The organism is Roseovarius sp. D22-M7, from assembly GCF_037083785.1.
In the GTDB taxonomy this organism is placed as follows: Bacteria; Pseudomonadota; Alphaproteobacteria; order Rhodobacterales; family Rhodobacteraceae; genus Roseovarius.
The window spans coordinates 16,010-41,447 of record NZ_JBAPKY010000032.1; the positions used below are offsets into that span (position 1 = coordinate 16,010).

A 25,438-nucleotide genomic window follows, 5' to 3' on the forward strand; every position below is an offset into this window, starting at 1 on the left:
CTCTAGTCACTATAGAGGTTATATCAAGGACAAACGCAGTCAAAGGAGATGATCAGCGATGGCAGGCTGTTGTGGAGAAATCACGCAGTTCGACGGCATGTCGGCGGCCTACAAGCGGCGGCTCTGGATGGTGATCGCGATCAACGCGGCGATGTTCGTGGTCGAGATGAGCGCCGGTCAGGCGGCACAGTCACAAGCGCTGAAGGCGGATGCGCTCGACTTCCTTGGCGACGCACTGACCTACGCGCTGTCGCTGGCCGTGATCGGCATGGCGGTACGGGTGCGCGCCACCGCGGCCCTGTTCAAGGGGCTGAGCCTGTTGTTGCTGGGGCTATGGGTGCTGGGATCGACGCTGTACCGGGTGATCTACACCGGGGTGCCCGAGGCCGCTATCATGGGCGGGATCGGTTTCCTCGCCCTGGCGGCGAACGTGGCAAGCGTGCTGTTGCTCGTGGCCTACAAGGACGGCGACGCAAATGTGCGGTCGGTCTGGCTGTGTTCGCGCAACGACGCGATCGGCAACGTGGCCGTGATGCTGGCGGCCCTCGGTGTCTGGGGAACGGCCTCGGGTTGGCCCGACCTGATCGTGGCGGGCGGCATGGCGGGGCTGTTCGTGACCTCGTCGGTCCAGATCATCCGGCAAGCGCTGTCAGAGCGGCGCGAGGCCGGCGAAACTCAGAACCGCGCGGCCTGAATGCGCAACTGACGCGCGCGATTGAGGATGGCGTCCTCGACCGCGCGTTCGGTGGCGGCATCCACGGGCCCGCGTTGCGACTGAAGCGCCACGTTGAGCGCCCGCGCATCGAGCGCCGGATCGCTGATCAGGACGGTCGCCCGGTAGGGGGTGCCGCCACCCGGCGGCCGGCCGAAACCCGTGGAGATTACGCCGGTGAAGGGGTCCGCGGCCTCGACCGGCAGGAAATCGAGCACCTGCAACGAGGCAGTCCACAGGTAGCGGTTCACCTTGACGCTGTCATCGCCGCCCCGGAAGATATCGAGCAATGAGCCCTCGTTCGGGTCGGGGTCGCGTTCCCGGCCGCCCTGAACGCGTGTCGCCTCGGGGTCGTATCTTGCATTCCCGAACGCACCGCAGCCGCCGAGAAGGCCCGCTAGGGCCAGTGCAACTCCGACAGATTTGAGACGCGAATGGATCATGGCACCGTCCGATACTGTTTCCACCCTCCTATCCAAGCATCGCCCCCGGGGCAAGCCGTTTGCGGCGACGCGCGCACTTGTGCGGCCGACCCGCGCTGTGGCATGTCCTCGTCGAGATGTTGACAGGAGGCCGCCATGGGGCTGCAAGATATCCGCACGCGTATGGATGACGCCGCCGAGGCGGCGGGGCGGTCGCCCGACGTCATCACCCTGATCGCCGTGTCCAAGGTCCAGCCGAACGAGCGGGTCGAGGCGGTGCTCCAACAGGGCCACCGCGTTTTCGGCGAAAACCGCGTGCAGGAGGCGGCGGGCAAATGGCCCGAGTTCCGCACACGGTATGAGGGGGTCGCACTGCACCTTCTGGGGCCGCTGCAAAGCAACAAGGCGCGACAGGCGATGGAGCTTTTCCAGGCGATCCATTCGCTCGACCGGCTCAAGCTGGCGCGCACGCTGGCGCGGCTGGCGCAGGAACTGGGGACGTGCCCCGAGCTGTTCATCGAGGTCAATACCGGCGAAGAACCGCAGAAGGCCGGCATACTGCCCGCCGACACGGATGATTTCGTGGCCGAGTGTCGCGCGCTCGACCTGCCGGTGCGGGGGCTGATGTGCATCCCCCCCGTCGAGGAGGAACCCAGCCTGCATTTCGCGCTTCTGGCAAAAATGGCCGCCCGCAACGGGCTGGACGGGCTCTCGATGGGAATGAGCGGCGATTTCGAACAGGCCATCGCCCAGGGTGCCACGCATGTGCGCGTCGGCTCGGCGATCTTCGGGGCGCGCGATTACGGGTGACTGGGGCTGCTCGCGTCTACTGCACGATCAGGCGCGTGTCGTGCCGAATGGAGGCCGCGATCCGGCGCAGATGATCCGGGCGCAGCGAGATGCAGCCCGCCGTCGGATAGACGGGCCTGCGCCAGCGATGCAGGAAGATGCACGACCCGCGCCCACGCTCGGGCCGCGGCCAGTTCCAGTCGGTCACGATCACCAGATCGTAGAGCGGATCCGCCCGGCGCAGCGTTTCATGGCTGTAGGGATAGGGCGCGCGCACCATTAGGTTGTAATCCTCGTGCTTTGGGTCGTCGGACCACAGATCGCCCGGCCGGATCGGCACCGCCCAGGGCGCGGGACGCGCCAGCCGGTCGGGACGGTACAAGAGCCCGACGATGCGATGCGTGCCCTTCGGAGTGGCGCCGTCGCCCTCGCGCTTGTCGGCGCGCAGCCCGCCGCGCCCGATGCAACAGGGGTAGGTCCGCCCCAGGAACCTGAGGCCGCGCGGTGTCACAACCATGTCATGCGGTGTCATGGGGGTTTCGATATCACGGCCTGCGTCCCGGTCCAGCCCTTTTCCAGGCACACCCCGCGGGCCGATGCGCCACGTGCAGACGGCTGCATCGCGAATCGCGCTACCGGGCCGGCAGCCCTCGCTGCACGATCACGCGATATTACAGTCGCATGGGACAGATCGCAGTTTTCGCTTTTGTCCGTTTCAACATTTTGCCCAAGAGTTGACCAAAACCGCACTTCAAGGCGACAAAGCAATGCGACAGGCCAATGCCGAGTTCGCATATTGCTTACAAAATCACGTGAACGCATAACGTTACGTCACAATCTTCATATGCACATGCTGCATGGCAGCATTGTTTGCCCGGGGTATTGTGCAGCTGCAGAAAAGCGTTATTTTAAGTGCAACAGAGGGCGTAACGAAGACAAGCGCTCGGAGAAACGAAGATATCCGAAAGGATGAGAATTGCCAACCACGGTCCATATGCGCCGGTCTGCCATGATCCTCCTTGGTCAAGACCTGAGCGAGTTGGTTCGCACGGCCCTGCACCACCTTTCGGATTATCGCACATATTGTCGCTCTGTCAGCGAACTATCTGACCTGAGCGCGCGCGAACTTGCCGATCTGGGGCTGCATCGCAGCGAAATCCGGCGGGTCGCACAGGAAACAGTTTACGGCCGACGGTCGTAATCACGAGATCGGGTGCATCTTTCCTCCTCCCTGGATGCATCCGCTACGGTCAGGCGCTTCTCTCCTCCTCCCTGAGGCGCTTGATCGGTAAACAGGGGCCATTGCCGGTCCCGACCATTTGCGAAAGGCCCCCTCCTCCTCCCTGGGGCTTGACGTACAGAGAACGGCGGCACCTCTCCTCCTCCCTGGTGTCGCCGTTTTTTGATTCCAGCCAATTGAAAACCAGGACAATGCCCGTCGGGCCGCTCAACACGCACGACGTGGCGCGAGTTTCAGCCATATGCCATCGCGCCCGCGCACCGTCAGATGGGCCAGGGGCATCGCGGGGCGGTCCGCAACCGGCGTGACGCGATAGGCGCGCACAAGCATCGCCAGCAGAAGCGGCCCCTCGATCATCGCGAACCCGGCACCGGGACACACACGCTGCCCCGCAGAAAAAGGGATATAGGCCGTCCGCAGACAGGCCGCGCCATTCTCCGTCGCGTAGCGTGCCGGGTCGAACACGTCGGGATTGTTCCACAGGCGGGTATGGCGATGCAGATGCCAAGGGCTTATCACCACCTGCGCGCCCGGTGCGATGTCGCGGTCGCGAAAGCGTTCGGGGCAGGTCGTCTCGCGCACCATCATCGGCACCGGCGGATAAAGGCGCAGCGTCTCGCGGAAGACATCGCGCGCGATGCGCAACCGCCCCATGTCGCCGAAGGCCGGCGCGCCGTCGCCGAAGACCGCCTCCGCCTCGCCGGCGACACGATCCTGCCAATCGGGGGACCGCGCCAGCAGGTAAAGCGCCCAGGCGAGCGCCGAGGCGCTGGTCTCGTGGCCGGCAAGAAAGAAGATCGCCACCTGATCGACCATGTCGCGGGTCGTGAAACACGCGCCGCTCTCGGGGTCCGGTGTCGTCATGATCTTGGTCGCCAGATCGTCCGGGGCGCAGCCTTCGGCGATCTCGACCTTGCGGGCATCGGTCAGCCGGGTGATGAGTCCGCGGATGACGCGGGCGGTGGCGCGTGTGCGGCGACGGTGAAATCGCGGAAACCAGCGCGGCAGGGGCACGAAGGCGGCAAGGTTCAGCACCGGCTGGCTGCGCTGATGCGCCTTGAAGGCCTCGAAGACCTTCGCGGCCGTGTCGTTCTCGATGGGAATCGAGAACAGCGTGCGAAAGATCACGTCCGCCGCGGCGTGGCTCGTGTGCAACTCGATGTCGTGCGGGCTGCCATCGGCGACCTCGGCGAGCCGGTCGACCGCGCCCTGACCCGCGGCGACCATCGCCGGAAAGGTATCACGCAGCCGTCCGCCCTCGAAGGCGGGGTCGATGATCCGGCGCTGACGCCGCCATGTCGCGCCGTTACTGACGAAGACCGACCCGCCCAGCAACGGGCGCAGACCCTCTGTCACGCGCGCGGATTTCGGAAACGCGTCCGGTCGCGCCCGCAACACTTGGTCCACGAGCGCGGGCTCATTGCACAGGTAGGACCGAAAGAACGGCGTGCGAAACTCGGCCATCCACGCGCCGTAAAGCCGCGCTGGCTGCGCCGAAAGGATATCGGCACGGAAAAGCCGCAGATACCGCCAGAGCGAAACGCGGTCAGGGCGCGCGGGCGGCTTCGGCGCGATCATGGCGCGACATCGGTGTAGCGCGACACCGGACGCTCGATCCGGCTTTGCGACGGCTGGCGCCCGGCAAAGCGGCGGCCGAGGGTCTGGGGCCCGGCGGTGATGCGGAAATAGTCGTAGTCGTGCGGCTGGTCGAAGGCGCAAAGGTATTGAAAATGCAGCCGGAAAAAGCGCCAGCGCAGGGCGCGCCAGCGCGCACGGCTCAGGGTCTGCGTGAAGGCCGCAGAGATCACCAGCGGCCATCGCTTGCCCGTGGGCGCCACGCCGGACACGCTGATTGGATCGCACAGCGCGAAGGCGCAGCCATCGCCCGGCGCGCTGACATCGAGCCAGAAAAGCTCCGGGCGGGTGCCGAGATAGGCCAGATCGGCGCGCAGCCGCCACGCGCGCGGCAGGAATGACACCATCGGCACTACCTGTCCAAGACTGAGAAATGACAGCGCCGGCCCGTCGCTGGGCACGCGTCCCGCCCGAATGAGATCGGCAAGAACCGTGACCCCCAGATGCACTCCCGAGGAATGCCCGACCACCAGCACCTCGTCATGGCCCTCGGTCAATGCCGCCGCGACATCGTCGGTGAACGCCGCCAGCCGCGCCTCGAGTTCGGGCGGCATGGCCCCGTCAAGGCGCGCGCAATGGGCATAGTCATGCATCAGGTAGTAGGCAAAGAAACGGCCATCCAGCCGCCGGAACCCCGCCAGCACGATAGGCACGGCACCCAGACCGGCCCAGCCGGCCAGCGGATGCCAGAGCATCAGAAGACGCGCCAGCCCCCACGCGACGAGCAGCGCAAACAAGAGCTGCAGAAGAAGGATCACAACCGGGTAAAGCGCGGCGATCACCGGCCCCTTGCGCAGACGCATCAGCCGAAACAGCGTGCCGCTGCCGACATACGCCCACGCGGTGCGAAAGAGTTGCGCATAAGTGGCGAGGATCCCCCGGTCCATGCTGTCCTTCACGATGTCGGACCAGACCAGCACCGTGACATCCGTGCGGGTACCCCGCCCCTCGATACGGGCCTCGACCCGCCAGCCGAACCGCGCATGGCGCGGACCCGGCATCACCTTGATTTCGTAGCCGGAAATCGCCGCCTGCCCCTCGCTTTCCTTGCGATAAAGCTCGCGGTAACGCCGCGGCGGCATGGGATCGTATCCGGGGATGTAGAACACGCGCCTGCGGCGCACTTCGGTATTGCTGCTCATGGCCGACCTTTTTGGATCAACCTAGCGTAGCAAGGGACCGCGCGGAAAGGCCTATCCGAGCACCGCGAGGGCCGGGAAGGTCTCGAGCAGCCAGAACGAGAAGGCCGAGAACCCGCCGGTCAGCATCAACAGGCCGATGGTCCACAAAAGCAGGCCCATCACCCGCTCGATCTGCTGCATGTGCCGCTTCATCCAGCCCATGAGCCCCTGGAGACGCGGCAGGAACGCGGCGACCAGCAGGAACGGCACACCGAGCCCGATGGCATAGACCGCCAGCAGCGAGGTGCCCCGCGTCACGTTGGCCTCTGACGCGGCGAGCGACAGGATCGCGCCAAGCTGCGGACCGATACAGGGCGTCCAGCCAAACGCGAAGGCGAGCCCAAGGATATAGGCCCCAAAAGAGGTGCCACCCTGATCGCCCGCATCGACGCGCGCCTCGCGGTCGAGGAACCCGATCCGGTACACGCCCACGAAATGCGCCCCGAAGCCCATCACGAGAATCCCCGCGATGGCGTTGAGATAGTCTTGATATTGCAGGAAAACCGTGCCAACGGCCGAGGCAGTGAAGCCGAGGAAGATGAAGACCGTCGACAGACCCAGCACGAAGAACAGCGCCGGCACCACGGCCCGCGCGCGCTGCGTTGAGTTTTCCGAAAGGTCGTTCAGGCTAACCCCACTCATATAGGCGAGGTAGGGCGGCACGATCGGCAGCACGCAGGGGCTGAGGAACGACATGATCCCGGCCAGCAGGGCCACGAACATCGCCGGGATCAGGGCGGCGTCTATGATTTCGATTCCGAACATGCGTGTCAGATAACCTGCAAAGGGGGCGCCGTCACGCAGCAAAACGTCACAACATTGTGGACAGCCCCCGGCGGCGCCGGTATGCACGCGCCATGAGCGCATCCGAAACCCTCGACGCGTGCGGCCTGTTGTGCCCCCTGCCGGTACTCAAGCTGCGCAAGCGTCTGAAATCATTGAACATCGGCGACGAGATCGCGCTGCTCGCCGATGATCCGGCGGCGGTTGTCGACGTGCCGCATTTCTGCATGGAATCGGGTCACGAGCTGGTCTCGACCGAGGACGCGGGACCTGTGCGCACCTACCTGATCCGCAAGACCGGCTGACCCAGACAGAGGCCCGAGGCCCCACCTGCGCCAAGACAGCCTGCGTACAGGGTGTACCTTGCGTACGCGGGTTGCGTACGCAAGGCGCCCTGATCTAGCCGGCCGACCACCAACCGCGCCGCTTGCGCTTGGCGGGGGCCGGGGTTTCTTCCTCGACGGTCGCGGTGTCCGAGGCGGTCTCGGTGCTATCGGTCGCGTGGACGACCTCTGCGGCGGGTGCGGATGTCGCGGACGATTCGGGAGCGTCCGCCGCCGTGGTCGCCGTTTCGGGCTCCGGCTCCGCTCCGGTTTCCGGTCCGGGTTCTGCCGCGGGTTCCGGCGTCGGCTCTGCCACGGGTTCCGCTGCCGTCTCTGCCGTCGGTTCCGGGCTCGGCTCAGGAACCTTGGCGGGGGCGTCGGCCTCGGTCGTCGGGGTCGTGTCAGTTTCCGCCGGTTCGGCCTCTGGCGCTTTCTTCTTGCGCGAGACCGTGCGGCGGCGCGGCTTGGGCGTGTCCTCTGCCGTGCCCTCGGGTTCGGCCGGCGCGTCGTCCTTTGGCGCGGCCTTCTTGCGGCTGCGCGAACGCTTCGGCTTGGGCTTGGCCTCTGCCGTGTCCGCCTCGGGCGCGTCGCTGTCACTCGCGGTGGCGGCCTGGGCCGGGGCGTCGGCCGCTTCGGTCTGGCCCGATTCGGACTGGCCCGATTCGGACTGGCCCGCCTCGGTCTCGCCCGTCTCTTGCTGGCCCGTCTCTTGCTGGCCCGTCTCGCCGGTCTTCGATTTCCGGCGGCGGCCGCGGCTGCGGCGGCGCTTCTTGCGGGGTTTCTCGTCGTCCTCGCCGGAGGGCTCGGGCGCGGGGGCCGCGGCCGGGGCGGTCTCGACCGCGGCCTCTTCGGCCTCGGCCTCGGCGTCGGCCTCGTCCACCTCGGCCATCAGCGACGCGCCGGCAGAGACAAACTGGGCGGGGTCGGGTTCGGCCACGACGCGCGTGGCGGTCTTCAGCTTGTCGATGGTGAAATCGGGATTGACCAGCGTCTGGTCGCCCTCGATCCGCACCGACAGGCCGTAGCGCGCCTCGATCTGGGCCACGTGTTCGCGCTTGACGTTGATGAGGTAGTTGGCGATGCCCACCGGGCACTTGACCACGACCTCGCGCGAGCGGCGGCGCACGCCCTCTTCCTCGATCTCGCGCAGGATCGACAGCGCGAGGTTGTCATCCGACCGGATGAGGCCGGTGCCGTGGCAATGCGGACAGGGCTGCGTCGTGGCCTCGATCATGCCGGGGCGCAGACGCTGGCGCGACATCTCCATCAGGCCGAAACCCGAGATCCGGCCCACCTGGATGCGGGCGCGGTCGGTCTTGAGCGCCTCTTTCATGCGCTTTTCGACTGACGCGTTGTTGCGGCGTTCGTCCATGTCGATGAAGTCGATTACGATGAGCCCGGCGAGATCGCGCAGGCGCATCTGGCGGGCGACCTCGTCGGCGGCCTCGAGGTTGGTCTTGAGCGCGGTCTCCTCGATCGAGCCCTCGCGCGTGGCGCGGCCCGAGTTGACATCGACCGCGACGAGCGCCTCGGTCACGCCGATCACGATATAGCCGCCGGATTTGAGCTGTACCGTGGGGTTGAACATCGCCGACAGGTAGCTTTCGACTTGGTGGCGCGCGAAGAGCGGCTGCTGGTCGATGTAATGCTTCACGTTCTTGGCATGGGACGGCATGATCATCTTCATGAAGTCCTTGGCGATGCGGTAGCCCATCTCGCCCTCGACCATGACCTCGTCGATCTCCCGGTTGTAGAGATCGCGGATCGAGCGCTTGATCAGGTTGCCTTCCTCGTAGATCTTGGCGGGGGCGATGGATTTCAGCGTCAGCTCGCGGATCTGTTCCCAGAGGCGCTGCAGGTACTCGTAATCGCGCCGGATCTCGGCCTTGGTGCGCTGCGCGCCGGCAGTGCGGATGATCAGCCCCGCGCCCTTGGGCAGGTCGATCTCGGCGGCGATTTCCTTGAGCTTCTTGCGGTCGGCGGCGTTGGTGATCTTGCGGCTGATGCCGCCGCCGCGCGCGGTGTTGGGCATCAGCACGCAGTAGCGCCCGGCGAGCGACAGGTAGGTGGTGAGCGCCGCGCCCTTGTTGCCGCGTTCTTCCTTGACGACCTGCACGAGCATGATCTGGCGGACCTTGATGACCTCCTGGATCTTGTAGCGCCGCGCGCGCGGCTTGCGGGCCGGGCGGATGTCCTCGCTGTCATCCTCGTCGGCGACCGATTCGATGCTGTCGTCATGGCTGGCATGATCGCGGGTATCGGTCGCCTCCGCGGCGTCGGAGGCCGGGGCGCCATCGGTGTCCGTAGCGGCGTCGTCGCCGGGTTCCTCGACCGGCGTCTCGGCGACGCGTTCCATCGGCGACGAGCCCTCGGGCACCGCCTGATCACCCTCTTCGCCCTCGATGTCGATGGTTTCCATGCCCGAGATGTCGCCATCGGTCACGGCGTCGTCCGAGGCGGTCTTTTGCGCCCGTGACCGGCTGCGGGACCGTTGCACGCGCTTGGGTTTCTCGTCCTCGACGGCCTGGGCCCGGGCGAGGGCCTCTTCCTCGGCCATGAGCGCCTCGCGGTCGGCGACGGGGATCTGGTAGTAGTCGGGATGGATCTCGGCGAAGGCTAGAAAGCCGTGGCGGTTGCCGCCGTAATCGACGAAGGCCGCCTGCAGCGACGGCTCGACCCGGGTTACCTTTGCGAGATAGATGTTGCCAGCGAGCTGGCGCTTGTTCTCGGATTCGAAATCGAATTCCTCGACCTTGTTTCCGTCCACCACCACGACGCGGGTTTCCTCCGCGTGGGTGGCATCGATGAGCATTTTCTTGGCCATGTTTTCCGTTCGCATCGCGGCGCTGCGCGCGCCCCCGTGGGGGCCGCGCGTTGCGGCAGATGTCTGGTAGGGGCGACGGGCGCGCGTGACGGCGGACCCGAGGCCCTGTCCCGTGTGACGATGATATGTCTCGCGCGGTTCATCGCGGTTATTCTTCTCCGGCCCCGGACGGGGCCAATTCAGATGCGGCCCCGATCGGGGGCCATTTCGGCGCCCGCGCAACCCGGTTCTGGGGTGTCGGGCTTGTGTCTGGTCCCTTGCAAGGAGCCAATCGGTCCGTTTCGCCGCGCGCGGAGGGGTTGGTCCGCCAGGGCGACGAGACAGCGAATTCCTGCCGGCAGGCGCGTATCGGCGCGCTAGACTGCCACAATATGACACTAATCCCTCGCGGGCGGAAATTACAATGGCGAAAACGCGCGGCGCCGCGCCGGGGCCGCGTTTCAGATATAGTCGGAGCGTTGCAGCCCGTATTTCGCCATCTTTTCGTTCAACGTGCGGCGTGGCAGGCACAGTTCGTCCATCACCGCGGCGATCGATCCCTTGTGGCGGCGCATGGTGTTGTCGATCAGCATCCGCTCGAACGTCTCGACATATTCCTTGAGCGGCTTGCCCTCGGTGGTCATCACCGGCTGCATCTCCTCGTGATCCGACATCAGCAGCGAGGTCAGCGTTCCGGATCCGCGCCGCGCCTGCAGCACCGCGCGTTCGGCGACGTTGAAAAGCTGGCGCACATTGCCGGGCCACGGCGCCTGCAGAAGCTGCGTGGCCTCCTGCGCCGAGATCTGCGGCGCCTCGCAGCCGTAATCATCCGCGAACTGCTCGCTGAACGACGAGAACAGCGTCAGGATGTCCTCGCCCCGCTGGCGCAGCGGCGGCACGGTGATGCGCAGGTTGGCGAGCCGGTAGAACAGGTCGGAGCGCAGCGCGTCCTCGCAGGTGCGGCCCTCGTCCTGCATGTTGGAAATCGCGATGACGCGGGTTTCGGGCGGCGCGCCCTCGTCGTTGACGAAGGTCAGAAGGCGCGCCTGCACGGCCTCGGGCAGCGCGTCGATGTCTTCCAGCACCAGCGTGCCGCCGCGCGCCTCCTCGACCGCGGGCAGGCGCGACTCCTCGGCCGGGACCGGACCGAAGAGCCGCGCGGCGAGCGCGTCCTCGGCCAGTGCCGCACAGGCGACCGAGACGAACTTGCGGCCCGCGCGCGCACCCACGGCATGCAGCGCATGCGCGACGAGGGTCTTGCCGGTACCGGTCTCGCCCTCGATCAGCACGTGGCCGTCGGCCTGTCCGAGATCGAGGATGTCCTCGCGCAGGCATTCCATCGCGCCGGAGGTGCCGATCAGTTTCTTCATCAGCTGGCCGCCATCCGACAGGTCGCGGCGCAGCGCGCGCGCGTCAAGCACCATGCGGCGGGCATTGGTCGCCTTCTTGGCCAGTTGCGTCATGCGGTCGGGGTCGAACGGCTTTTCCAGGAAATCGAAGGCGCCGATGCGCATCGCCTCGACCGCCATCGGCACGTCGCCATGCCCGGTGATCATGATCACCGGCAGCGAACTGTCGGCGCCCATCAGCTTTTTCAGGAAGGCCATGCCGCCCATGCCGGGCATCTTGATGTCGGTGACGACGATCCCGGGATACTCGGGGCCAAGCGTCTTGAGCGCATCCTCGGCCGAGGCGAAGGCTTCGGTGTCATAGCCCGAAAGCGCCAGCCACTGGCTGATCGACTGGCGCATGTCGCGCTCGTCGTCGATGATGGCGATCTTCATGGCGGTCGGCATGTCGTCTCACTCCGCGGCTCGGGTTTCTACCGGCAATATGGGAAGCTGCACCTCGAATACAGCCCCTCCGTCCGGGGCATTGCGCGCCAGCAGGCGCCCGCCTAGGTCGTTGACGATCCCCGAGGAAATGGCAAGCCCCAACCCGACCCCCTCGCCGGGCTCCTTGGTGGTGTAGAAGGGCTCGAACAGGTTCTCGAAATTGTCGATCCCGTGGCCGTTGTCGCGCACCGTCAGCACCGCGGTCTCGCCGGCGGCGAGCAGCACGTCGATGCGGCCGTGGGGTTCGTTCTGGATGGCGTCGATGGCGTTGCGCAGCAGGTTGATGATCACCTGCTCGACGCGCACCCGGTCGCCCATCACCATCACCGGCTCGGTTGGCAGGGTGCGGGTGATGGTGATCCGGCGGCTGCGCAGCTGCGGCTCCATCATCGTCAGCGCCGAGGCCACCGCGTCGGCCATGTTCACCGGCGAAAACGCGTCGCCGGACTGGCGCGCGTAGGATTTGAGCTGGCGGGTGATGGCGCCCATCCGCTCGATCAGGTCGTCGATGCGCTGAAACGAGGTCAGCGCCTCGTCGGGGCGGTTGCGCGTCATCAGCATGCGGGCGCCGGCCAGATAGGTCTTCATCGCCGCGAGCGGCTGGTTCAATTCATGGCTGACGGCCGCCGACATCTCGCCCAGCACGGCGAGTTTCGAGCTTTGCTGAAGCGTCTGTTCGGCCTGCGCGAGGTTCTCCTGCACGCGCCGGCGCTCGGCGATTTCCCGCTGCAGGCGCGCGTTGAGTGCGCGAAGCTCTGCCGATTCGCGCTGGAAGACCGCCAGCCGCAGCGTCGCCTTGCGGTTGAGGTAGTAGAAGGCCAGTGCGAGCAGGATGGCGAACCCCATGATTTCCAGCGCGAGGTAGCCGATCACCTTGTCGCGCACCGCCGCGTAGGCGGTGAAACTGGCGATCCGCCAGCCGCGAAACGCCACGCGCCCCTCGACCCGCATCACCGCCTCGCCGCTGAGATAGGCGTCGGCGGGCAGCGCCGTCCAGTCGGAGGTGGCCTGGATGGCGCGCTGGATGGCGCTGCTGGCGGGTTCGCGGGCCAGCGCCTCTTCCTCGGTCAGGCCGCGCCAGCGCGGTTCGGTCGCAAGGATGATCCGTCCCTCGCTGTCGGTCACCATGATCGCGTCGGAAATCCCCGCCCAGGCGCGTTCGTACTTGCGCAGATCGACCTCGACGACGATCACGCCGAGGGTCTCGCCCTGCCCCTCGACCCGCCGGGAATAAGTGAAATTGTAGGATCCGGCGTCTTGCTGGAGAACCTTGAACACCGTGTCACTCGACCGCAGCGCATCCACGAAATAGGGGGCCTGCTTGTGGCTTTCGCCGAGGCGGTTGCGTTCGGTCGTGGCCACCGCGCGCCCCTCCATGTCCAGGAGCGTCAGCGAGGCCGCGCCGATCTCTTCGACGAAGGACAGAAGGCGCTGCGTGGATTGCGCGTAGTCCCGGCTGTTGAGCGCCGCGATGAGCGTCGGGTCGCGCGCCAGAAGCTGCGGCACGATGGCGTTCTGCCGAAGTTCCGACAGAAGGTTGCCGGAATAGAGGACCAGCCGCAACTCGGCGCGGTTGCGGGTGGTTTCGGTGAAGCGGTCGGTCAGCAGCCGGTGGGTCGTCAGCACGACCCCCACCGCGATCAGGAAGAGCACCACCAGCACCAGCCGCGCCCGCCACGAGATGGCACGGGCGCGCGGCGCGTTGGAGTCGGTGCGATCCGTCATGGCGTCAGGTTAGGCCGGGACGCGCCCGTCCTCAAGCATCATGGCTCGGCCGGGGCCAGCGCGTGCACGAGGCCGCGGAACATCGCCGCCCCGTCACTGCCGCCATGCAGCGGCTCGGCCATGCGTTCGGGGTGCGGCATCATGCCCAGCACGCGGCGGTTTTCCGACAGGATCCCGGCGATGTCGCGCGCCGAGCCGTTGGGGTTCTGCGCATAGCGGAAGGCGACGCGGTCCTCGGCCTCGAGCCGGTCGAGGGTAGCGGCGTCGGCGAAATAGTTGCCGTCGTGATGCGCCACCGGCACGGTGATGGTGTCACCGGCGCGGTAGCCATCGGTGAAGGCGCTGTCCTCGGTGTCCACTGTCAGCGCCACGGGTTTGCAGATGTATTTCAGCCCGGCATTGCGCAGCATCGCGCCGGGCAGGACGCCGGTCTCGGTCAGGATCTGGAAGCCGTTGCAGATGCCCAGAACGTAGCCGCCCCTGTCGGCATGCGCCACGACCGCCCGGCAGATCGGCGAATTGGCGGCGATCGCGCCGCAGCGCAGGTAGTCGCCGTAGGAAAAGCCGCCCGGCACGCCGACGATGTCGACGCCCTCGGGCAGCGCCGTGTCCTTGTGCCAGACCATCGAGACCCGCGCGCCGGCATTCGCGAAGGCAGTGGCGAGGTCGCGGTCGCAGTTGGAGCCGGGAAAGACGATGATGGCGGCGTGCATGGCAAGGGCCTCTTGGTGGTGTCGGGCGACGGTCTAGCGCGCGGTGGCGGGCTTGTCCATCATGGGCCGGATGCGCCGGACAGAACGATTCTTCGACGGCCAGCAGGGCGACCAAGCTATGCGGAGGGTGAGCCGCGCATAGGTGGGCCGCGGTGCGACAGATCCGTTGCAGAGCGCTATGCCATCCCTATCCGGACGACATGGACGCATTGCGCCAGCGGCACCCAAATCGCCGTGCCGGTGGGCGGCCCGGCGATGCGTCGCGCCCTGATTCAGCGCAAGACCGTATCCCGCGGTGACCAGACCTCAGCCCAGCTCGACCGAATAGCTTTCGATCACGGTATTTGCGAGCAGCTTTTCGCACATCTCGGTGACCGTCGCGCGGGCCGCCTCGGCATCGGTATCGGCGAGGTCGATCTCGATGACCTTGCCCTGCCGGACGCCCTCGACCCCCTCGAACCCGAGCGAGCCGAGCGCGTGGCGCACCGCCTCGCCCTGCGGATCGAGAACGCCGTCCTTCAGCATGACATGCACGCGTGCCTTCATCGCGGGCCCCTTTCAGTTGATCAGCGTCGGGCGGGTGACGGGCGCGTTGGTCTTGGGCATCACGCCGAGCCGGGTGGCGACCTCGGTATAGGCATCGGTGAGCGACCCCAGGTCGCGGCGGAACACGTCCTTGTCGAGCTTCTGCCCGGTCTCGATGTCCCACAGCCGGCAGCTGTCGGGGCTGATCTCGTCGGCGACGATCAGGCGCTGGAAATCGCCATCATAGACGCGGCCGACCTCGATCTTGAAATCCACCAGCCGGATGCCGACGCCAAACATCACCCCCGACATGAAGTCGTTGACCCGCAGCGCGAGGCTGAGGATGTCGTCCATGTCCTGGCTGGTGGCCCATCCGAAGGCGGCGATATGTTCCTCGGTGACCAGCGGATCGCCCAGCTTGTCGTCCTTCAGGCAGTATTCCACGATCGGGCGCGGCAGCTGCGTGCCCTCCTCTATGCCCAGCCGGGTGGCCATCGACCCGGCGGCGTAGTTGCGCACGATCACTTCCAGCGGCACGATCTCGCAGGCGCGCACAAGCTGCTCGCGCATGTTGACGCGGCGGATGAAATGGGTGGGCACGCCGACCGCGTTCAGCCCGGTCATGAAATATTCCGAGAGCATGTTGTTGAGCACGCCCTTGCCCTCGATGGTGGCCTTCTTCTCGGCGTTGAAGGCGGTGGCGTCGTCCTTGAAATACTGGATCAGCGTCCCCGGCTCGGGCCCCTCGTAAAGGGTCTTGGCCTTGCCTTCGTAAATTTTCTTGCGCCGCGCCATGAAACCTCCGTCGTTGCGGATGGGGCTGGGCGGAACTGCGCGCCCCTGTACCGATGTCGTCTCATAGGGCATGGACCGCACTGTCGCAAGGCGTCGATGCGGATCCGCCCCTTGCCCTTCAACGCCGCAGACGGCATATCCATAAGGTGATTGCAACGCATTGCGAAGGGACCGGCCCGATGAGCACTTTTGACGAGCGCGAAAGCGCATTCGAGAACAAGTTCGCCCATGACGAGGAAATGAAATTCCGTGCCGAGGCGCGGCGCAACAAGCTGTTGGGCCTGTGGGCGGCGGAACTGCTGGGCAAGACCGGCGACGACGCCGATGCCTATGCCCGCGAGGTCGTCAAGGCCGATTTCGAGGAGGCCGGGCACGAGGACGTGGTGCGCAAGGTGGCCGGCGATCTCGGCGATATCGCCGATGCCGACACCATCCGCGCCAAGATGGACGAGCTTCTGAAGATCGCCAAGGGCCAGATCGTCAAGGAGGTCTGAGCCCGTCACCCCCGCGCGCCTCATGCCCCGGACGCAACCATCGGACCAAGACCAATGACCAACGCCCTCACCCGGCTCATGGCCCGCCGCGACTGGGTCCTCGCGGACGGCGCCACCGGCACCAACCTGTTCAACATGGGGCTGCAATCGGGCGACGCGCCCGAGATGTGGAACGACACCCATCCCGAGCGGATCACGCAGCTCTACAAATCCGCCGTCGATGCCGGCAGCGACCTGTTCCTGACCAATTCCTTCGGCGGCAACGCGTCGCGGCTGAAACTGCACGGCGCCCAGAAACGCGCCCGGCAATTGTCGCGCATCGCCGCAGAGCTGGGCCGCGACGTGGCCGACCGGCAGGATCGCACGGTGGTGGTCGCCGGATCGGTCGGCCCGACCGGCGAGATCATGGCGCCGATGGGCGCGCTGACGCATGCGCTTGCCGTCGAGATCTTTCACGAGCAGGCCGAGGGCCTGAAGGAGGGCGGCGCGGATGTCCTCTGGCTGGAGACGATCAGTTCCTCCGAGGAATACGCGGCCGCCGCCGAGGCGTTCGGCTTGGCCGGCATGCCGTGGTGCGGCACGATGAGCTTCGACACCGCGGGGCGCACGATGATGGGCCTGACCTCGGCGGACATGGCGGCGATGGTGGAAACGCTGCCCAACCCGCCGCTGGCCTTCGGCGCCAATTGCGGCGTCGGTGCCTCGGACCTGTTGCGCACGGTGCTGGGCTTCGTGGCCCAAGGCACCGAACGGCCGATCATCGCCAAGGGCAATGCCGGGATCCCGAAATTCGTCGACGGGCACATTCATTACGACGGCACGCCCGAGCTGATGGCCGATTACGCGGTGCTGGCGCGCGACGCGGGCGCGACGATCATCGGCGGCTGCTGCGGCACCATGCCCGAGCATCTGGGCCGGATGCGCGCGGCGCTGGAAGACCGCCCCGCGAGCCCGCGCCCGACGCTGGAGCAGATCACCGAGGCGCTCGGCGCGTTCTCGTCGGATATCGACGGCACCGGCGACGACGCGCCAAGCCCACGCCGCAATCGCCGGCGTCGCGCCTGAGCGGGCTTCAGAACTTCGATCCCCAGCGGGGATGCGCCTCGTCTATGACCATCGGGTGCGAATGGTGACGCCCGCCCGTCAGATGCGGATGGTCGGCCGGCAGGTTGTTATGCGTGTGCGCCACCTCCCGTGGATCGCCAGCGGGCCAGAGCCACAGCGCAGCCGCCCCGCCCGCCGCCGCGAGACCCGCGTGCACGATCAGCGCCGGCACGATGCCGTAGGCGGTCATCAGCCAGCCCGACAGCGGATAGGTGATCAGCCAGCACGCATGGCTGAGCGCGAATTGCGCCGCGAAAAGCGCGGGGCGGTCCTCGGGATGGGCCGAGCGGCGCAAGAGCCGCCCCGAGGGTGTCAGCACCATCGAAAAGCCCAGCCCGATCACCAGCCACACGGCCAGCAGCAGCGGCCATGTCAGGCCCGCCAGCGTGATCGCCCCCGCGATCCCCAGCAGCGCGGCGATCATCGAGGCGGCGCCCGCGATCATCACCGGCCTGTCGGGCAGCCGGTCGAGCACCCGTGGCAGGGCCAGCGCCGCGATCATGCTGCCCGCGCCGAAACTGGCCATGGTCCAGGCGAGCGCGCTGTCGCCCAGCCCCAGCTCGCCGCGCACCAGCACGACCGAGTTGACCAGCACGATCGCGCCCGCGGACGCCACCGCCATGTTCAGCCCTAGCAGCCCGCGCAGGCGCGGCGTGGCCAGATAGATGCGGATCCCGCGCGTGGTGCGGTCGAGGATGCTGCGCGGCGCAGATGCGCTTGGGCTGGGCAGCAGGACCGAAACCACCAACAGGGCCGAGGCGGCAAAGCCCGCGACCGTGCCCAGAAACAGGGTGTTGTAGCTCATCACCGCGAGTAGCAGCCCGGCGAGCGTGGGGCTGGCGATGTTTTCCAGATCATAGGCCAGACGCGACAGCGACAGCGCGCGGGTATAGCGCGCCTCGTCGGGCAGGACATCGGGGATCGTCGCCTGGAAGGTCGGGGTGAAGGCCGCCGAGGCCGATTGCAGCAGGGCGATGAGGACATAGACCTGCCAGACCTCGGTCACGAAGGGCAGGCACAGCGCCGCCGCCGCGCGCACCACGTCCAGCGCGACCAGCAGCACGCGGCGGTCGACGCGGTCGGCGAAGGCGCCGGCGATCGGCGCGATCCCGACATAGGCTACCATCTTTATGGTGAACACCGTGCCGAGCACCATCGACGCGTCGCCGCCGGCCAGATCATAGGCCAGAAGCCCGAGCGCCACGGTGGCAAGCCCGGTGCCCAGAAGGGCGACGACCTGTGCGGCAAAGAGGTGCCGGTAGGTGCGATCTGACAGGATGTCGAACATCGTTCCTCCTCACCTTTGGCAGACGGAGCATGACCGCCGCGCGGGGCGCGTCAGAGCGTCGCGAACTTTTCCTCGAGATAGTCCAGAAGCGGCCCCGCCGTGGGCGTCGCCCCGCCGCAGGCCCGCGCGATCAGGTCCGACGGCTCGTACCGCCCGCCATGCTGCTGCACGCGCGATTGAAGCCATGCGGTCGCCCCCTTGGGGTCGCCGCGGCTGAGGTTCACCTCGAGATCCGGCACCGCCCCGCGCATCGCCCGGTAGAGGCATCCCGCATAGACGTTGCCCAGGGCATAGGTCGGGAAATAGCCGAAAAGGCCCACCGACCAGTGAACGTCCTGCAACACCCCGTTCGAGGCGCGGTTGACATTGTAGCCGAAATCGGCGGCGAACCGGTCGTTCCACGCGGCCTCGAGATCGCCGGTGTCCAGATCGCCCGCGATCAGCGCCTTTTCGAGATCGAAGCGCAGCATGATGTGCAGGTTGTACTGCACCTCGTCGGCCTCGGTGCGGATATGGCCGGGATGCACGCGGTTGACCGCGCGGTGGAAGGTCTCGGCATCCCGCACCCCGAAATCGCCGAAGGTGGCGCGCATCCGGTGGTACAGCCAGCCGGTAAAGGCGCGGCTGCGGCCAAGCTGGTTCTCGTAGAGGCGGCTCTGGCTTTCATGGACGCCCATCGACACGCCCTGCCCCAGCGGCGTCAGGCGGAAGGCGGGGTCGATCCCCTGCTCGTAACAGGCATGCCCGACCTCGTGCACGGTGGAATAGAGGCAGTTGAACGGGTCGGTTTCGCTGACCCGCGTGGTGATGCGCACATCGTCGCCGGATCCCGAGCTGAAGGGATGCACCGCCAGATCGAGCCGCCCGCGGGTGAAATCATAGCCGAAATTGCGCGCGAGTTCGCGCGCGAGGCGCAGTTGCGGGTCGGTGTGGAAATGCGCGTCGATCTCGGGCCAATCGCGGTCCAGCGCGCGGGCGCGCAGATCGACAAGGCGCGGCCGCATCTCGGCGAAGAGCGTATCGAGCTTTGCCGCGGTCATGCCCGGCTCGAAATCGTCGATCAGCGCATCGTAGAGATCGCCGTCCTGCGACACCGCCGCGGCCTCTTCGCGCTTGAGGCGCACCACCTCGGCCAGCACCGGCGCGAAGGCCGCGTAATCATCGGCTGCGCGCGCCTCGGCCCATTGGCCCTGGGCGCGGCAGGTCAGCCGGGCGAGAGCCACGGCAAGATCGGCGGGCACCCGCGCCGCGCGGTCGAAATCGCGGCGGATGTGGCGAAGCTGCGCAACAGCGACCGCGTCCGTTTCCTCGGCCTCGGCGGCGGCCAGCAGATCGCCTCGCCGCGCCTCGGTGCGGCGTGCGTGCAGCACCGCCTGCATCGCGCCCGATTCCTCGGATCGCTGATCGGCGGCGCCGCGCGGCATCATGGTTTCCTGGTCCCAGCCAAGCCGTCCGGCCACCTGTGCCAGCGCCTGCATCTCGCGTTCAGACGTGATCAGATCGCCATAAGCCGTCATGCATGGACCCCCCGGATCGATGTGCTGCGCGGGTACCGCGCGAGGAACCGCGCGCGCAGGATCAGCACCCACAGCACGACCGCGAGGAACTGATGCACGATCGCGAGGTACCACGGTGCGGCGTAGATCACCGTCATGATCCCCAGAACGATCTGCAAGGCCAGCACCGCGAAGGCCGCGTTGAAGGCACCGCGGGTCAGTACATGCGCGCTGCGCCGGGCGCGCAGCCAGACCACCACGGCAAAGACGACCAACAGGTAGCCGGCGACCCGATGGATGAACTGCACGGTTCCGGGGTTCTCGAAGAAGTTGCGCCACCAGGGCTCGAGATCCATCATCGTGGGCGGCAGGAACCCACCGGCCATCAGCGGCCATTCGGTATAGCTGCGCCCGGCATCGATACCCGCCACCAACGCGCCGAGGATGATCTGCAGGAATGCGGCGGCGGCAAGCCCGGTCGCCAGCGCGAACAGCTTCGGCTCGCGCGCGCGGCGGGCCTGCATCAGCTCGCGCTCCTCGCGGCCAAGCGCCAGCACGTACCACGCGATCAGCCCGAGGATCACGAAGGCCAGCCCCAGATGCGTGGCCAGCCGGTAGGAGGCCACGGCGATCATGTCGCCGGTGAGCCCCGAGGCGACCATCCACCAGCCGATCGCACCCTGCGTGCCGCCAAGTGCGCCCAGAAGCAGCAGCCGCCCGGTCCAGCCGGTGGGGATCTGCCGCGCCAAAAGAAAGCCCAGAAAGCCGAGCGCCCAGACAGCGCCGATCACCCGGCCGAGTTGCCGGTGGCCCCATTCCCACCAGTAGATCACCTTGAACTCGGACAGGCTCATGCCCTCGTTGAGCAGCTGGTATTGCGGGATCTGGCGGTATTTCTCGAATTCCGACTGCCAGTCGGCGGCGTTCATCGGGGGCAGCGCCCCGGTGACCGGCGCCCATTCGGTGATCGACAGCCCGCTATCGGTCAGCCGCGTCAGCCCGCCCACGGCGATCATCACCACGACAAGCGCGAAGAGCGCCATAAGCCAGATCCGTATGCCGCGCCGCGCGCCGCGCCGTCCGGCATCGATCATGCCGCCCGCGGGTGCGGAATCGCGGTTGCGTCCGGTGTTGTCCACATCCTCGAAAATGTTGCGCTTGCGGCTCATGACCCGCCTTTCCAGTCCCCGACGCGGAACAGCTTAGGGCGCGCGCGCGCGGGCTTCAACCACGCTCCTTCCAGCGGACCATCTGCCGCAACACGCCGTGCAGCATTTGCACGTCGGCACGGGTCAGGGGAAGGCGGCTCCAGAGGTTGCGCAGGGTGATCTTCATCGGCGCGGCCTTGTGATCGGGAAAGAAGAACCCCGCCTCGTCGAGCCGGGTTTCGTAATGCGCCGCCAGCGCCTCGACCTCGACCTGGGTGGCCCAGCCGGTGCGCGCGGTCTCAAAGCGTTCATGCACGACGTCGCCCGCGGCGCGCTGCCATTCATACCCCGTCAAAAGCACGCATTGCGCCAAGTTGAGCGACGCGAAATCCGGGTTCACCGGCACGTTGATGATTGCGTTGGCCCGGGCGATGTCGTCGTTCGCCAGCCCCGCGCGTTCGGGGCCGAAAAGCACCGCCACCTTCTCGCCCGCCGCCATACGCTCGGCGGCCATCGCCATCGCGCGTTCGGGGCTGAGGACGGGCTTGGTCAGGTCGCGGGCGCGCGCGGTCGTGGCGAAGACGAAGGAACAATCGGCGACGGCCTCGGCGGTGTCGGCCATGATCCGCGCCTCGTCCAGAAGCCGGCCCGCGCCGCTCGCCATCGCGGCGGCCTTGGGATTGGGCCAGCCGTCGCGGGGCGCCACGACACGCATCCGGTCGAGCCCGAAATTCCACATCGCCCGTGCGGCCGCGCCGATGTTCTCGCCCATCTGCGGGCGCACGAGCACGAAGGCGGGTTGCGGGCGGTCGGTGGGCATCGGCTCTTTTCAGACAGGTGGCGGATGAAGGACGGCGACGACCGGTCATCCACCTGCGGCTTCATCTTTCTTCAAATACTCATGATCCGGACATCCCGGCCCGCGACGAGCATTGGGCGGCGCGCGGCCTGCGATCCGGCGCGCACGCCGTCAGCCGGTGGCCTTGGTCGGCCCGCTGTCGGAGGCCGAATCCTTGCCGTCGTCCCCGGAGCCCTGATCCTGATCGCCCTTGGGCTGGGCCGGCTTGCGCGCCCGGGGCTTGCGCGCCCGCTTGGGCGGCGCCGACGGCTGCGGGGTGTCCTGCGCCTCGGGTGTCTCGACAAGCCCGCTTTCCGAGCCGGCGGTGTTGCCGGCATCCAGCACATCGGGCTGCGCGGCCTGCGCGGGATCGTCGACACGGTCGGACTCGCCGCGATCGGCCTCGCTGCGGGTGGCATCGTTCTTGTCCTGCTCGCGGTTGGGTTGGCGCTCGGATCGGTCTCGCTCGGCCTGGCGGTCGCGGTTCTGGCGCTCCTGCTCGTCGCGGCGCTGGTCCTGTTCGCGCTGCGCCTCGCCAAGCAGACGCAGGTAATGCTCGGCGTGCTGCTGGAAGTTCTCGGTCGCGACCCGGTCGCCCGAAAGCTGCGCGTCGCGTGCGAGCTGGTTGTATTTCTCGATGATCTGCTGCGGCGTGCCGCGCACCTTGCCCTCGGGGCCCGAGCTGTCGAAGACCCGGTTGACGGTATTCCCGACCGGGCGGTTGCGGTTCGGCTTGTTGCGCGAACGTGACTTGGATGATCTCATTTTTTTTGCAGTCCAGCCTTGGTGGTCTGTGCGTCGCTTGACCCGACTGACGCTATAAGGCGTCTCAATATGTCAGATCTGACATGTGTTGGCTTGGCATCCGGGGGAACGCCTTTATGGCATATCCGCGACCCGATGCTTGTGACTAAACATGCCAGACCGCGCCGCACAAGGGTAAACCGGCAATTTTATCCGTTCGGCGCGGATTTTGGCGCGGTCACCCCGGATTCTTCGCCCCGGATACCGCAGACGACCCGGTCGCGGCCGTCGAAATCGGGCAGGATTCGGAGGCAAGTGAACCCTGCCGCGCTCAGAAGCGCGCTTGCCGCGGCGCCCTGCGTCGGCCCAATCTCCAGCAGGATCCGCCCGCCGGGACGCAGATGCGCGCCCGCGCCGGCGGCGATGGCGCGGCAGGCGGTCAACCCGTCCGCGCCATCGCCGAGCGCTGCGGGCGGGTCGTGCAGGCGCACCTCTGGGGCCAGCCCCGCCATCTCGGCGGCCGTGATGTAGGGCGGGTTCGACGCGATCAGGTCGAACTGTCCTTCGATTCCTTCGAGCCAGTCCGCGCGCCGCAGATCGAGTCGCGGCGCCACGCCGTGCCGCGCCGCGTTGCGCCCCGCGACCTCGAGGGCCGCCGCGCTGGTATCGCTGGCCACGCCTTGGGCGTCGGGCCATTCCGCGAGCAGCGTCACCGCGATGATCCCGCTGCCGGTCCCGAGATCGAGAAGGCGCGCGGGCGCGGGGCCGTCGAGGGCTGCGGCGATCAGGCATTCGGTTTCCGGGCGCGGATCGAGGACGTCCGCCGTCACCTCGAACATCCGCCCCCAGAAGGCGCGCTGCCCGAGGATCTTCGCCACGGGTTCATACGCGGCGCGGCGGTCGATCATGGCGCAGAACCGTGCCCCTGCGGCGGGGTCGAGCGTGTCGCCCAGGTGCAGAGTCAGCCGGTCGCGCGGCACGTCCATCGCCGCGGCAAGCAGCGCGCGGGCGTCCCCGCCGGCACCTTCGATCCCCACCGCCGCAAGCCGGTTCGTGGCGACGACAAGCACGTCGCGTGCGGTCACGACATCTCGGCCAGCAGGCTGGCCTGCGCGTCGGCGGTCAGCGCGTCGATCACCTCGTCGAGATCGCCCTGCATCACCTGGTCGAGCTTGTAGAGCGTCAGGTTGATGCGGTGATCGGTCACGCGGCCCTGCGGGAAGTTGTAGGTGCGGATCCGCTCGGAGCGGTCGCCGCTGCCGATCATTGCCGCGCGTGACGCCGAGCGTTCGCTGTCCATCCGCTGGCGCTCCATGTCGAACAGCCGCGATTTCAGCACGTCGAGCGCGATCTCGCGGTTGCGGTGCTGCGATTTCTGGCTGCTGGTGACGACCAGACCCGTCGGCAGATGCGTGATGCGCACCGCTGAATCGGTGGTGTTGACATGCTGCCCGCCCGAGCCCGAGGCGCGCATCGTGTCGATGCGCAGGTCGCCCGGGTCGATCTGGATATCGACATCCTTTGCCTCTGGCAGGACCGCGACGGTCGCCGCCGAGGTGTGGATGCGGCCGCCGCTTTCGGTCTCGGGGACGCGCTGCACGCGGTGCACGCCGGATTCGTATTTCAACCGGGCGAACACCCCCTGCCCGCCCACGCGCGCCACGAGTTCGCGCAGGCCGCCCAACTCGCTGTGCTGTTCCTCGATCACCTCGAAGGACCAGCCATGCGCCTCGGCGTGGCGCTGGTACATGCGCATCAGGTCGGCGGCGAACAGCGCCGCCTCCTCGCCGCCCGTCCCGGGCCGGATCTCGAGGATCGCGGGGCGCGCATCGGCGGCGTCGCGGGGCAGCAGCGCGCGGCGCAAGGTCTCCTCCATTTCCGGCAGCCGGGCCTCTAGCGCGTCGATCTCGGCGCGGGCCAGGTCGCGCATCTCGGGGTCGTCGAGCATGGCGCGCGCCGCCTCGATATCGGCAAGAGTTTGGCGGTAGGCGCGGATTTCCTCGACCACGGGGCGCAGTTCGGCATATTCGCGCCCGAGCTGGGCGATGTCGCCGCCACCTTCGGTCATGCGCGCCTCGATATATTCGAAGCGTTGCGTGATCTCGTGAAGTTTTTCCAGTGGCACCATGACGATGATCGTCTGTCCCATTCAAGTGCCTTGGTCAAGTGCGGCGGGCTGTGCTAAACCTTGCGCATGAAGCTAATCCTGCCCCTTCTGCTTGCTGCGACCCCGGCGCTGTCGGACAGCACGACCGGCGGCAAGACGACCGAATGCTATTGCACCGATCGCAACGGCGACCGCGTCGAGATGGGCGAGACGATCTGCCTGCAGGTGGACGGAAAGATGTTCATGGCGCAGTGCCAGATGTCGCTCAACAACCCGATGTGGCGCAAGGTGTCGGATGGCTGCCTGTCATCGAGCCTGAACTTGCCCCAGCCAGCCGTCGATGCGGGCGGCGTTGACGCCCAGATCTGACTTGCCGAAGCGCGCCCGCCCGAAGATCTCCAGCATCTCGCCGTCCTGGCGCACCGTGGTGTAGTCGGGAAAGCCGAACACGCGGCTGCGGGTGATGTAGGTGATCATGCCCGCCTCGACGCTGCCGGCCAGCACCCGCGTGCGGGGCGTGTCGCGGATGATCGCGTCGAGCGCCGCAATCTCCCCCTCGACCCGCCGCATCGCACCGCCTTCGAGATCGCGGTCCGAGACACTTTCGGGCATCCGGTGCCAGCGGTCGGGATCCGACGGCGCCGCGCGGATATAGACCATCGCCGCCACGAGGGCCGCGAGTAGCAGGACGGCCAGCGTTTTAATCATGCGATCCCACCTGTTGTCGGGCCTTTTTCC

General features: G+C 67.2%; 26 protein-coding genes. 7 read left to right on the forward strand and 19 right to left on the reverse strand.

Annotated features, from left to right (window positions below; all coding sequences use genetic code 11):
- Nucleotides 1-58: 58 nt before the first annotated feature.
- Entirely contained in the window at nt 59-694 is a 636-nt protein-coding gene (locus tag V8324_RS14105) for a cation transporter (protein WP_336420568.1), read from the forward strand.
- On the opposite strand, the gene V8324_RS14110 is transcribed toward V8324_RS14105, so the two are convergent.
- Nucleotides 676-1,155 (reverse strand): DUF3576 domain-containing protein, encoded by a 480-nt coding sequence (locus V8324_RS14110; protein ID WP_336420569.1) that lies wholly within the window; start codon nt 1,153-1,155, stop codon nt 676-678. The genes V8324_RS14105 and V8324_RS14110 overlap by 19 nt on opposite strands.
- A gap of 135 nt (nt 1,156-1,290) precedes the next feature.
- Between V8324_RS14110 and V8324_RS14115 the strand changes: the two genes are divergently transcribed.
- Nucleotides 1,291-1,944: a YggS family pyridoxal phosphate-dependent enzyme gene (locus V8324_RS14115; RefSeq protein ID WP_336420570.1), complete on the forward strand. Its 654-nt coding sequence runs from the start codon at nt 1,291-1,293 to the stop codon at nt 1,942-1,944.
- Between the two features lie 16 nt (nt 1,945-1,960).
- Here V8324_RS14115 and V8324_RS14120 read toward each other — a convergent pair whose 3' ends face one another.
- Nucleotides 1,961-2,455 carry a L,D-transpeptidase family protein gene (locus tag V8324_RS14120; protein WP_336420571.1) on the reverse strand — a complete coding sequence of 165 codons (495 nt, stop codon included), beginning with the start codon at nt 2,453-2,455 and terminating at the stop codon, nt 1,961-1,963.
- Nucleotides 2,456-2,932: 477 nt separating this feature from the next.
- Between V8324_RS14120 and V8324_RS14125 the strand changes: the two genes are divergently transcribed.
- Complete coding sequence (locus V8324_RS14125) at nt 2,933-3,124, forward strand: DUF1127 domain-containing protein (protein ID WP_336420596.1); 192 nt, start codon at nt 2,933-2,935, stop codon at nt 3,122-3,124.
- A gap of 246 nt (nt 3,125-3,370) precedes the next feature.
- Here the strand turns inward: V8324_RS14125 and V8324_RS14130 are convergent, their stop codons facing one another.
- Genes V8324_RS14130 through V8324_RS14140 form a run of 3 tightly spaced genes read right to left on the reverse strand, consistent with a single transcriptional unit; the run spans nt 3,371 to nt 6,744 of the window.
- Nucleotides 3,371-4,741 (reverse strand): cytochrome P450, encoded by a 1,371-nt coding sequence (locus V8324_RS14130; protein WP_336420572.1) that lies wholly within the window; start codon nt 4,739-4,741, stop codon nt 3,371-3,373.
- On the reverse strand, nt 4,738-5,940 hold the full coding sequence (locus tag V8324_RS14135; RefSeq protein WP_336420573.1) for a hypothetical protein: 1,203 nt from the start codon (nt 5,938-5,940) through the stop codon (nt 4,738-4,740). The genes V8324_RS14130 and V8324_RS14135 overlap by 4 nt, the downstream gene beginning before the upstream one ends.
- Nucleotides 5,941-5,991: 51 nt before the next feature.
- A complete protein-coding gene (locus V8324_RS14140; RefSeq protein ID WP_336420574.1) occupies nt 5,992-6,744 on the reverse strand; it encodes a cytochrome c biogenesis CcdA family protein in 753 nt (250 codons plus the stop codon).
- Between the two features lie 92 nt (nt 6,745-6,836).
- Between V8324_RS14140 and V8324_RS14145 the strand changes: the two genes are divergently transcribed.
- Nucleotides 6,837-7,067, forward strand: a complete 231-nt coding sequence (locus V8324_RS14145) for a sulfurtransferase TusA family protein (protein ID WP_336420575.1) — start codon at nt 6,837-6,839, stop codon at nt 7,065-7,067.
- A gap of 94 nt (nt 7,068-7,161) precedes the next feature.
- Here V8324_RS14145 and V8324_RS14150 read toward each other — a convergent pair whose 3' ends face one another.
- From V8324_RS14150 to purC, 6 genes are all read right to left on the reverse strand, one after another.
- Nucleotides 7,162-9,909 (reverse strand): Rne/Rng family ribonuclease, encoded by a 2,748-nt coding sequence (locus tag V8324_RS14150; protein ID WP_336420576.1) that lies wholly within the window; start codon nt 9,907-9,909, stop codon nt 7,162-7,164.
- A 440-nt stretch (nt 9,910-10,349) separates the two neighbouring features.
- Nucleotides 10,350-11,684 carry a sigma-54-dependent transcriptional regulator gene (locus V8324_RS14155; RefSeq protein ID WP_336420577.1) on the reverse strand — a complete coding sequence of 445 codons (1,335 nt, stop codon included), beginning with the start codon at nt 11,682-11,684 and terminating at the stop codon, nt 10,350-10,352.
- A gap of 6 nt (nt 11,685-11,690) precedes the next feature.
- A complete protein-coding gene (locus tag V8324_RS14160; RefSeq protein ID WP_336420578.1) occupies nt 11,691-13,448 on the reverse strand; it encodes a sensor histidine kinase in 1,758 nt (585 codons plus the stop codon).
- A 38-nt stretch (nt 13,449-13,486) separates the two neighbouring features.
- Entirely contained in the window at nt 13,487-14,161 is a 675-nt protein-coding gene (purQ, locus tag V8324_RS14165; RefSeq protein ID WP_336420579.1) for a phosphoribosylformylglycinamidine synthase subunit PurQ, read from the reverse strand.
- Nucleotides 14,162-14,467: 306 nt separating this feature from the next.
- On the reverse strand, nt 14,468-14,707 hold the full coding sequence (purS, locus tag V8324_RS14170; RefSeq protein ID WP_336420580.1) for a phosphoribosylformylglycinamidine synthase subunit PurS: 240 nt from the start codon (nt 14,705-14,707) through the stop codon (nt 14,468-14,470).
- A gap of 12 nt (nt 14,708-14,719) precedes the next feature.
- Entirely contained in the window at nt 14,720-15,481 is a 762-nt protein-coding gene (gene purC, locus V8324_RS14175; RefSeq protein ID WP_336420581.1) for a phosphoribosylaminoimidazolesuccinocarboxamide synthase, read from the reverse strand.
- Nucleotides 15,482-15,660: 179 nt separating this feature from the next.
- Between purC and V8324_RS14180 the strand changes: the two genes are divergently transcribed.
- Both V8324_RS14180 and bmt read left to right on the forward strand, forming a co-directional pair.
- Nucleotides 15,661-15,975: a DUF1476 domain-containing protein gene (locus V8324_RS14180; RefSeq protein WP_336420582.1), complete on the forward strand. Its 315-nt coding sequence runs from the start codon at nt 15,661-15,663 to the stop codon at nt 15,973-15,975.
- Between the two features lie 54 nt (nt 15,976-16,029).
- Nucleotides 16,030-17,040 (forward strand): betaine--homocysteine S-methyltransferase, encoded by a 1,011-nt coding sequence (gene bmt / locus V8324_RS14185; RefSeq protein ID WP_336420583.1) that lies wholly within the window; start codon nt 16,030-16,032, stop codon nt 17,038-17,040.
- Between the two features lie 7 nt (nt 17,041-17,047).
- On the opposite strand, the gene V8324_RS14190 is transcribed toward bmt, so the two are convergent.
- From V8324_RS14190 to prfA, 7 genes are all read right to left on the reverse strand, one after another.
- Nucleotides 17,048-18,367, reverse strand: a complete 1,320-nt coding sequence (locus tag V8324_RS14190; RefSeq protein ID WP_336420584.1) for an MFS transporter — start codon at nt 18,365-18,367, stop codon at nt 17,048-17,050.
- A 50-nt stretch (nt 18,368-18,417) separates the two neighbouring features.
- Entirely contained in the window at nt 18,418-19,884 is a 1,467-nt protein-coding gene (locus V8324_RS14195) for a carboxypeptidase M32 (protein WP_336420585.1), read from the reverse strand.
- Nucleotides 19,881-21,032 carry a heme A synthase gene (gene ctaA / locus V8324_RS14200; protein WP_336420586.1) on the reverse strand — a complete coding sequence of 384 codons (1,152 nt, stop codon included), beginning with the start codon at nt 21,030-21,032 and terminating at the stop codon, nt 19,881-19,883. The genes V8324_RS14195 and ctaA overlap by 4 nt, the downstream gene beginning before the upstream one ends.
- A gap of 55 nt (nt 21,033-21,087) precedes the next feature.
- Nucleotides 21,088-21,831, reverse strand: a complete 744-nt coding sequence (locus tag V8324_RS14205) for an RNA methyltransferase (RefSeq protein ID WP_336420587.1) — start codon at nt 21,829-21,831, stop codon at nt 21,088-21,090.
- Between the two features lie 150 nt (nt 21,832-21,981).
- On the reverse strand, nt 21,982-22,614 hold the full coding sequence (locus V8324_RS14210) for a DUF4167 domain-containing protein (protein ID WP_336420588.1): 633 nt from the start codon (nt 22,612-22,614) through the stop codon (nt 21,982-21,984).
- Between the two features lie 188 nt (nt 22,615-22,802).
- The gene (gene prmC / locus V8324_RS14215) at nt 22,803-23,678 is read right to left on the reverse strand and encodes a peptide chain release factor N(5)-glutamine methyltransferase (RefSeq protein ID WP_336420589.1); all 876 of its coding nucleotides are present in this window, start codon (nt 23,676-23,678) and stop codon (nt 22,803-22,805) included.
- Nucleotides 23,675-24,721, reverse strand: coding sequence for a peptide chain release factor 1 (gene prfA, locus V8324_RS14220; protein ID WP_336420597.1), 1,047 nt, complete (start codon nt 24,719-24,721; stop codon nt 23,675-23,677). The genes prmC and prfA overlap by 4 nt, the downstream gene beginning before the upstream one ends.
- A 66-nt stretch (nt 24,722-24,787) precedes the next feature.
- Between prfA and V8324_RS14225 the strand changes: the two genes are divergently transcribed.
- On the forward strand, nt 24,788-25,069 hold the full coding sequence (locus V8324_RS14225; RefSeq protein WP_336420598.1) for a hypothetical protein: 282 nt from the start codon (nt 24,788-24,790) through the stop codon (nt 25,067-25,069).
- Here V8324_RS14225 and V8324_RS14230 read toward each other — a convergent pair.
- The gene (locus V8324_RS14230) at nt 25,007-25,408 is read right to left on the reverse strand and encodes a DUF1499 domain-containing protein (protein WP_336420590.1); all 402 of its coding nucleotides are present in this window, start codon (nt 25,406-25,408) and stop codon (nt 25,007-25,009) included. The two genes, V8324_RS14225 and V8324_RS14230, sit on opposite strands and share 63 nt — an antisense overlap.
- Nucleotides 25,409-25,438 lie beyond the last annotated feature (30 nt).

Coding starts and splice junctions, on each gene's coding strand:
- V8324_RS14105 (WP_336420568.1), top strand. CDS start 59: ATGGCAGGCTGTTGTGGAGAAATCACGCAGTTCGACGGCATGTCGGCG.
- V8324_RS14110 (WP_336420569.1), bottom strand. CDS start 1,155: ATGATCCATTCGCGTCTCAAATCTGTCGGAGTTGCACTGGCCCTAGCG.
- V8324_RS14115 (WP_336420570.1), top strand. CDS start 1,291: ATGGGGCTGCAAGATATCCGCACGCGTATGGATGACGCCGCCGAGGCG.
- V8324_RS14120 (WP_336420571.1), bottom strand. CDS start 2,455: ATGACACCGCATGACATGGTTGTGACACCGCGCGGCCTCAGGTTCCTG.
- V8324_RS14125 (WP_336420596.1), top strand. CDS start 2,933: ATGATCCTCCTTGGTCAAGACCTGAGCGAGTTGGTTCGCACGGCCCTG.
- V8324_RS14130 (WP_336420572.1), bottom strand. CDS start 4,741: ATGATCGCGCCGAAGCCGCCCGCGCGCCCTGACCGCGTTTCGCTCTGG.
- V8324_RS14135 (WP_336420573.1), bottom strand. CDS start 5,940: ATGAGCAGCAATACCGAAGTGCGCCGCAGGCGCGTGTTCTACATCCCC.
- V8324_RS14140 (WP_336420574.1), bottom strand. CDS start 6,744: ATGTTCGGAATCGAAATCATAGACGCCGCCCTGATCCCGGCGATGTTC.
- V8324_RS14145 (WP_336420575.1), top strand. CDS start 6,837: ATGAGCGCATCCGAAACCCTCGACGCGTGCGGCCTGTTGTGCCCCCTG.
- V8324_RS14150 (WP_336420576.1), bottom strand. CDS start 9,909: ATGGCCAAGAAAATGCTCATCGATGCCACCCACGCGGAGGAAACCCGC.
- V8324_RS14155 (WP_336420577.1), bottom strand. CDS start 11,684: ATGCCGACCGCCATGAAGATCGCCATCATCGACGACGAGCGCGACATG.
- V8324_RS14160 (WP_336420578.1), bottom strand. CDS start 13,448: ATGACGGATCGCACCGACTCCAACGCGCCGCGCGCCCGTGCCATCTCG.
- purQ (WP_336420579.1), bottom strand. CDS start 14,161: ATGCACGCCGCCATCATCGTCTTTCCCGGCTCCAACTGCGACCGCGAC.
- purS (WP_336420580.1), bottom strand. CDS start 14,707: ATGAAGGCACGCGTGCATGTCATGCTGAAGGACGGCGTTCTCGATCCG.
- purC (WP_336420581.1), bottom strand. CDS start 15,481: ATGGCGCGGCGCAAGAAAATTTACGAAGGCAAGGCCAAGACCCTTTAC.
- V8324_RS14180 (WP_336420582.1), top strand. CDS start 15,661: ATGAGCACTTTTGACGAGCGCGAAAGCGCATTCGAGAACAAGTTCGCC.
- bmt (WP_336420583.1), top strand. CDS start 16,030: ATGACCAACGCCCTCACCCGGCTCATGGCCCGCCGCGACTGGGTCCTC.
- V8324_RS14190 (WP_336420584.1), bottom strand. CDS start 18,367: ATGTTCGACATCCTGTCAGATCGCACCTACCGGCACCTCTTTGCCGCA.
- V8324_RS14195 (WP_336420585.1), bottom strand. CDS start 19,884: ATGACGGCTTATGGCGATCTGATCACGTCTGAACGCGAGATGCAGGCG.
- ctaA (WP_336420586.1), bottom strand. CDS start 21,032: ATGAGCCGCAAGCGCAACATTTTCGAGGATGTGGACAACACCGGACGC.
- V8324_RS14205 (WP_336420587.1), bottom strand. CDS start 21,831: ATGCCCACCGACCGCCCGCAACCCGCCTTCGTGCTCGTGCGCCCGCAG.
- V8324_RS14210 (WP_336420588.1), bottom strand. CDS start 22,614: ATGAGATCATCCAAGTCACGTTCGCGCAACAAGCCGAACCGCAACCGC.
- prfA (WP_336420597.1), bottom strand. CDS start 24,721: ATGGTGCCACTGGAAAAACTTCACGAGATCACGCAACGCTTCGAATAT.
- V8324_RS14225 (WP_336420598.1), top strand. CDS start 24,788: ATGAAGCTAATCCTGCCCCTTCTGCTTGCTGCGACCCCGGCGCTGTCG.
- V8324_RS14230 (WP_336420590.1), bottom strand. CDS start 25,408: ATGATTAAAACGCTGGCCGTCCTGCTACTCGCGGCCCTCGTGGCGGCG.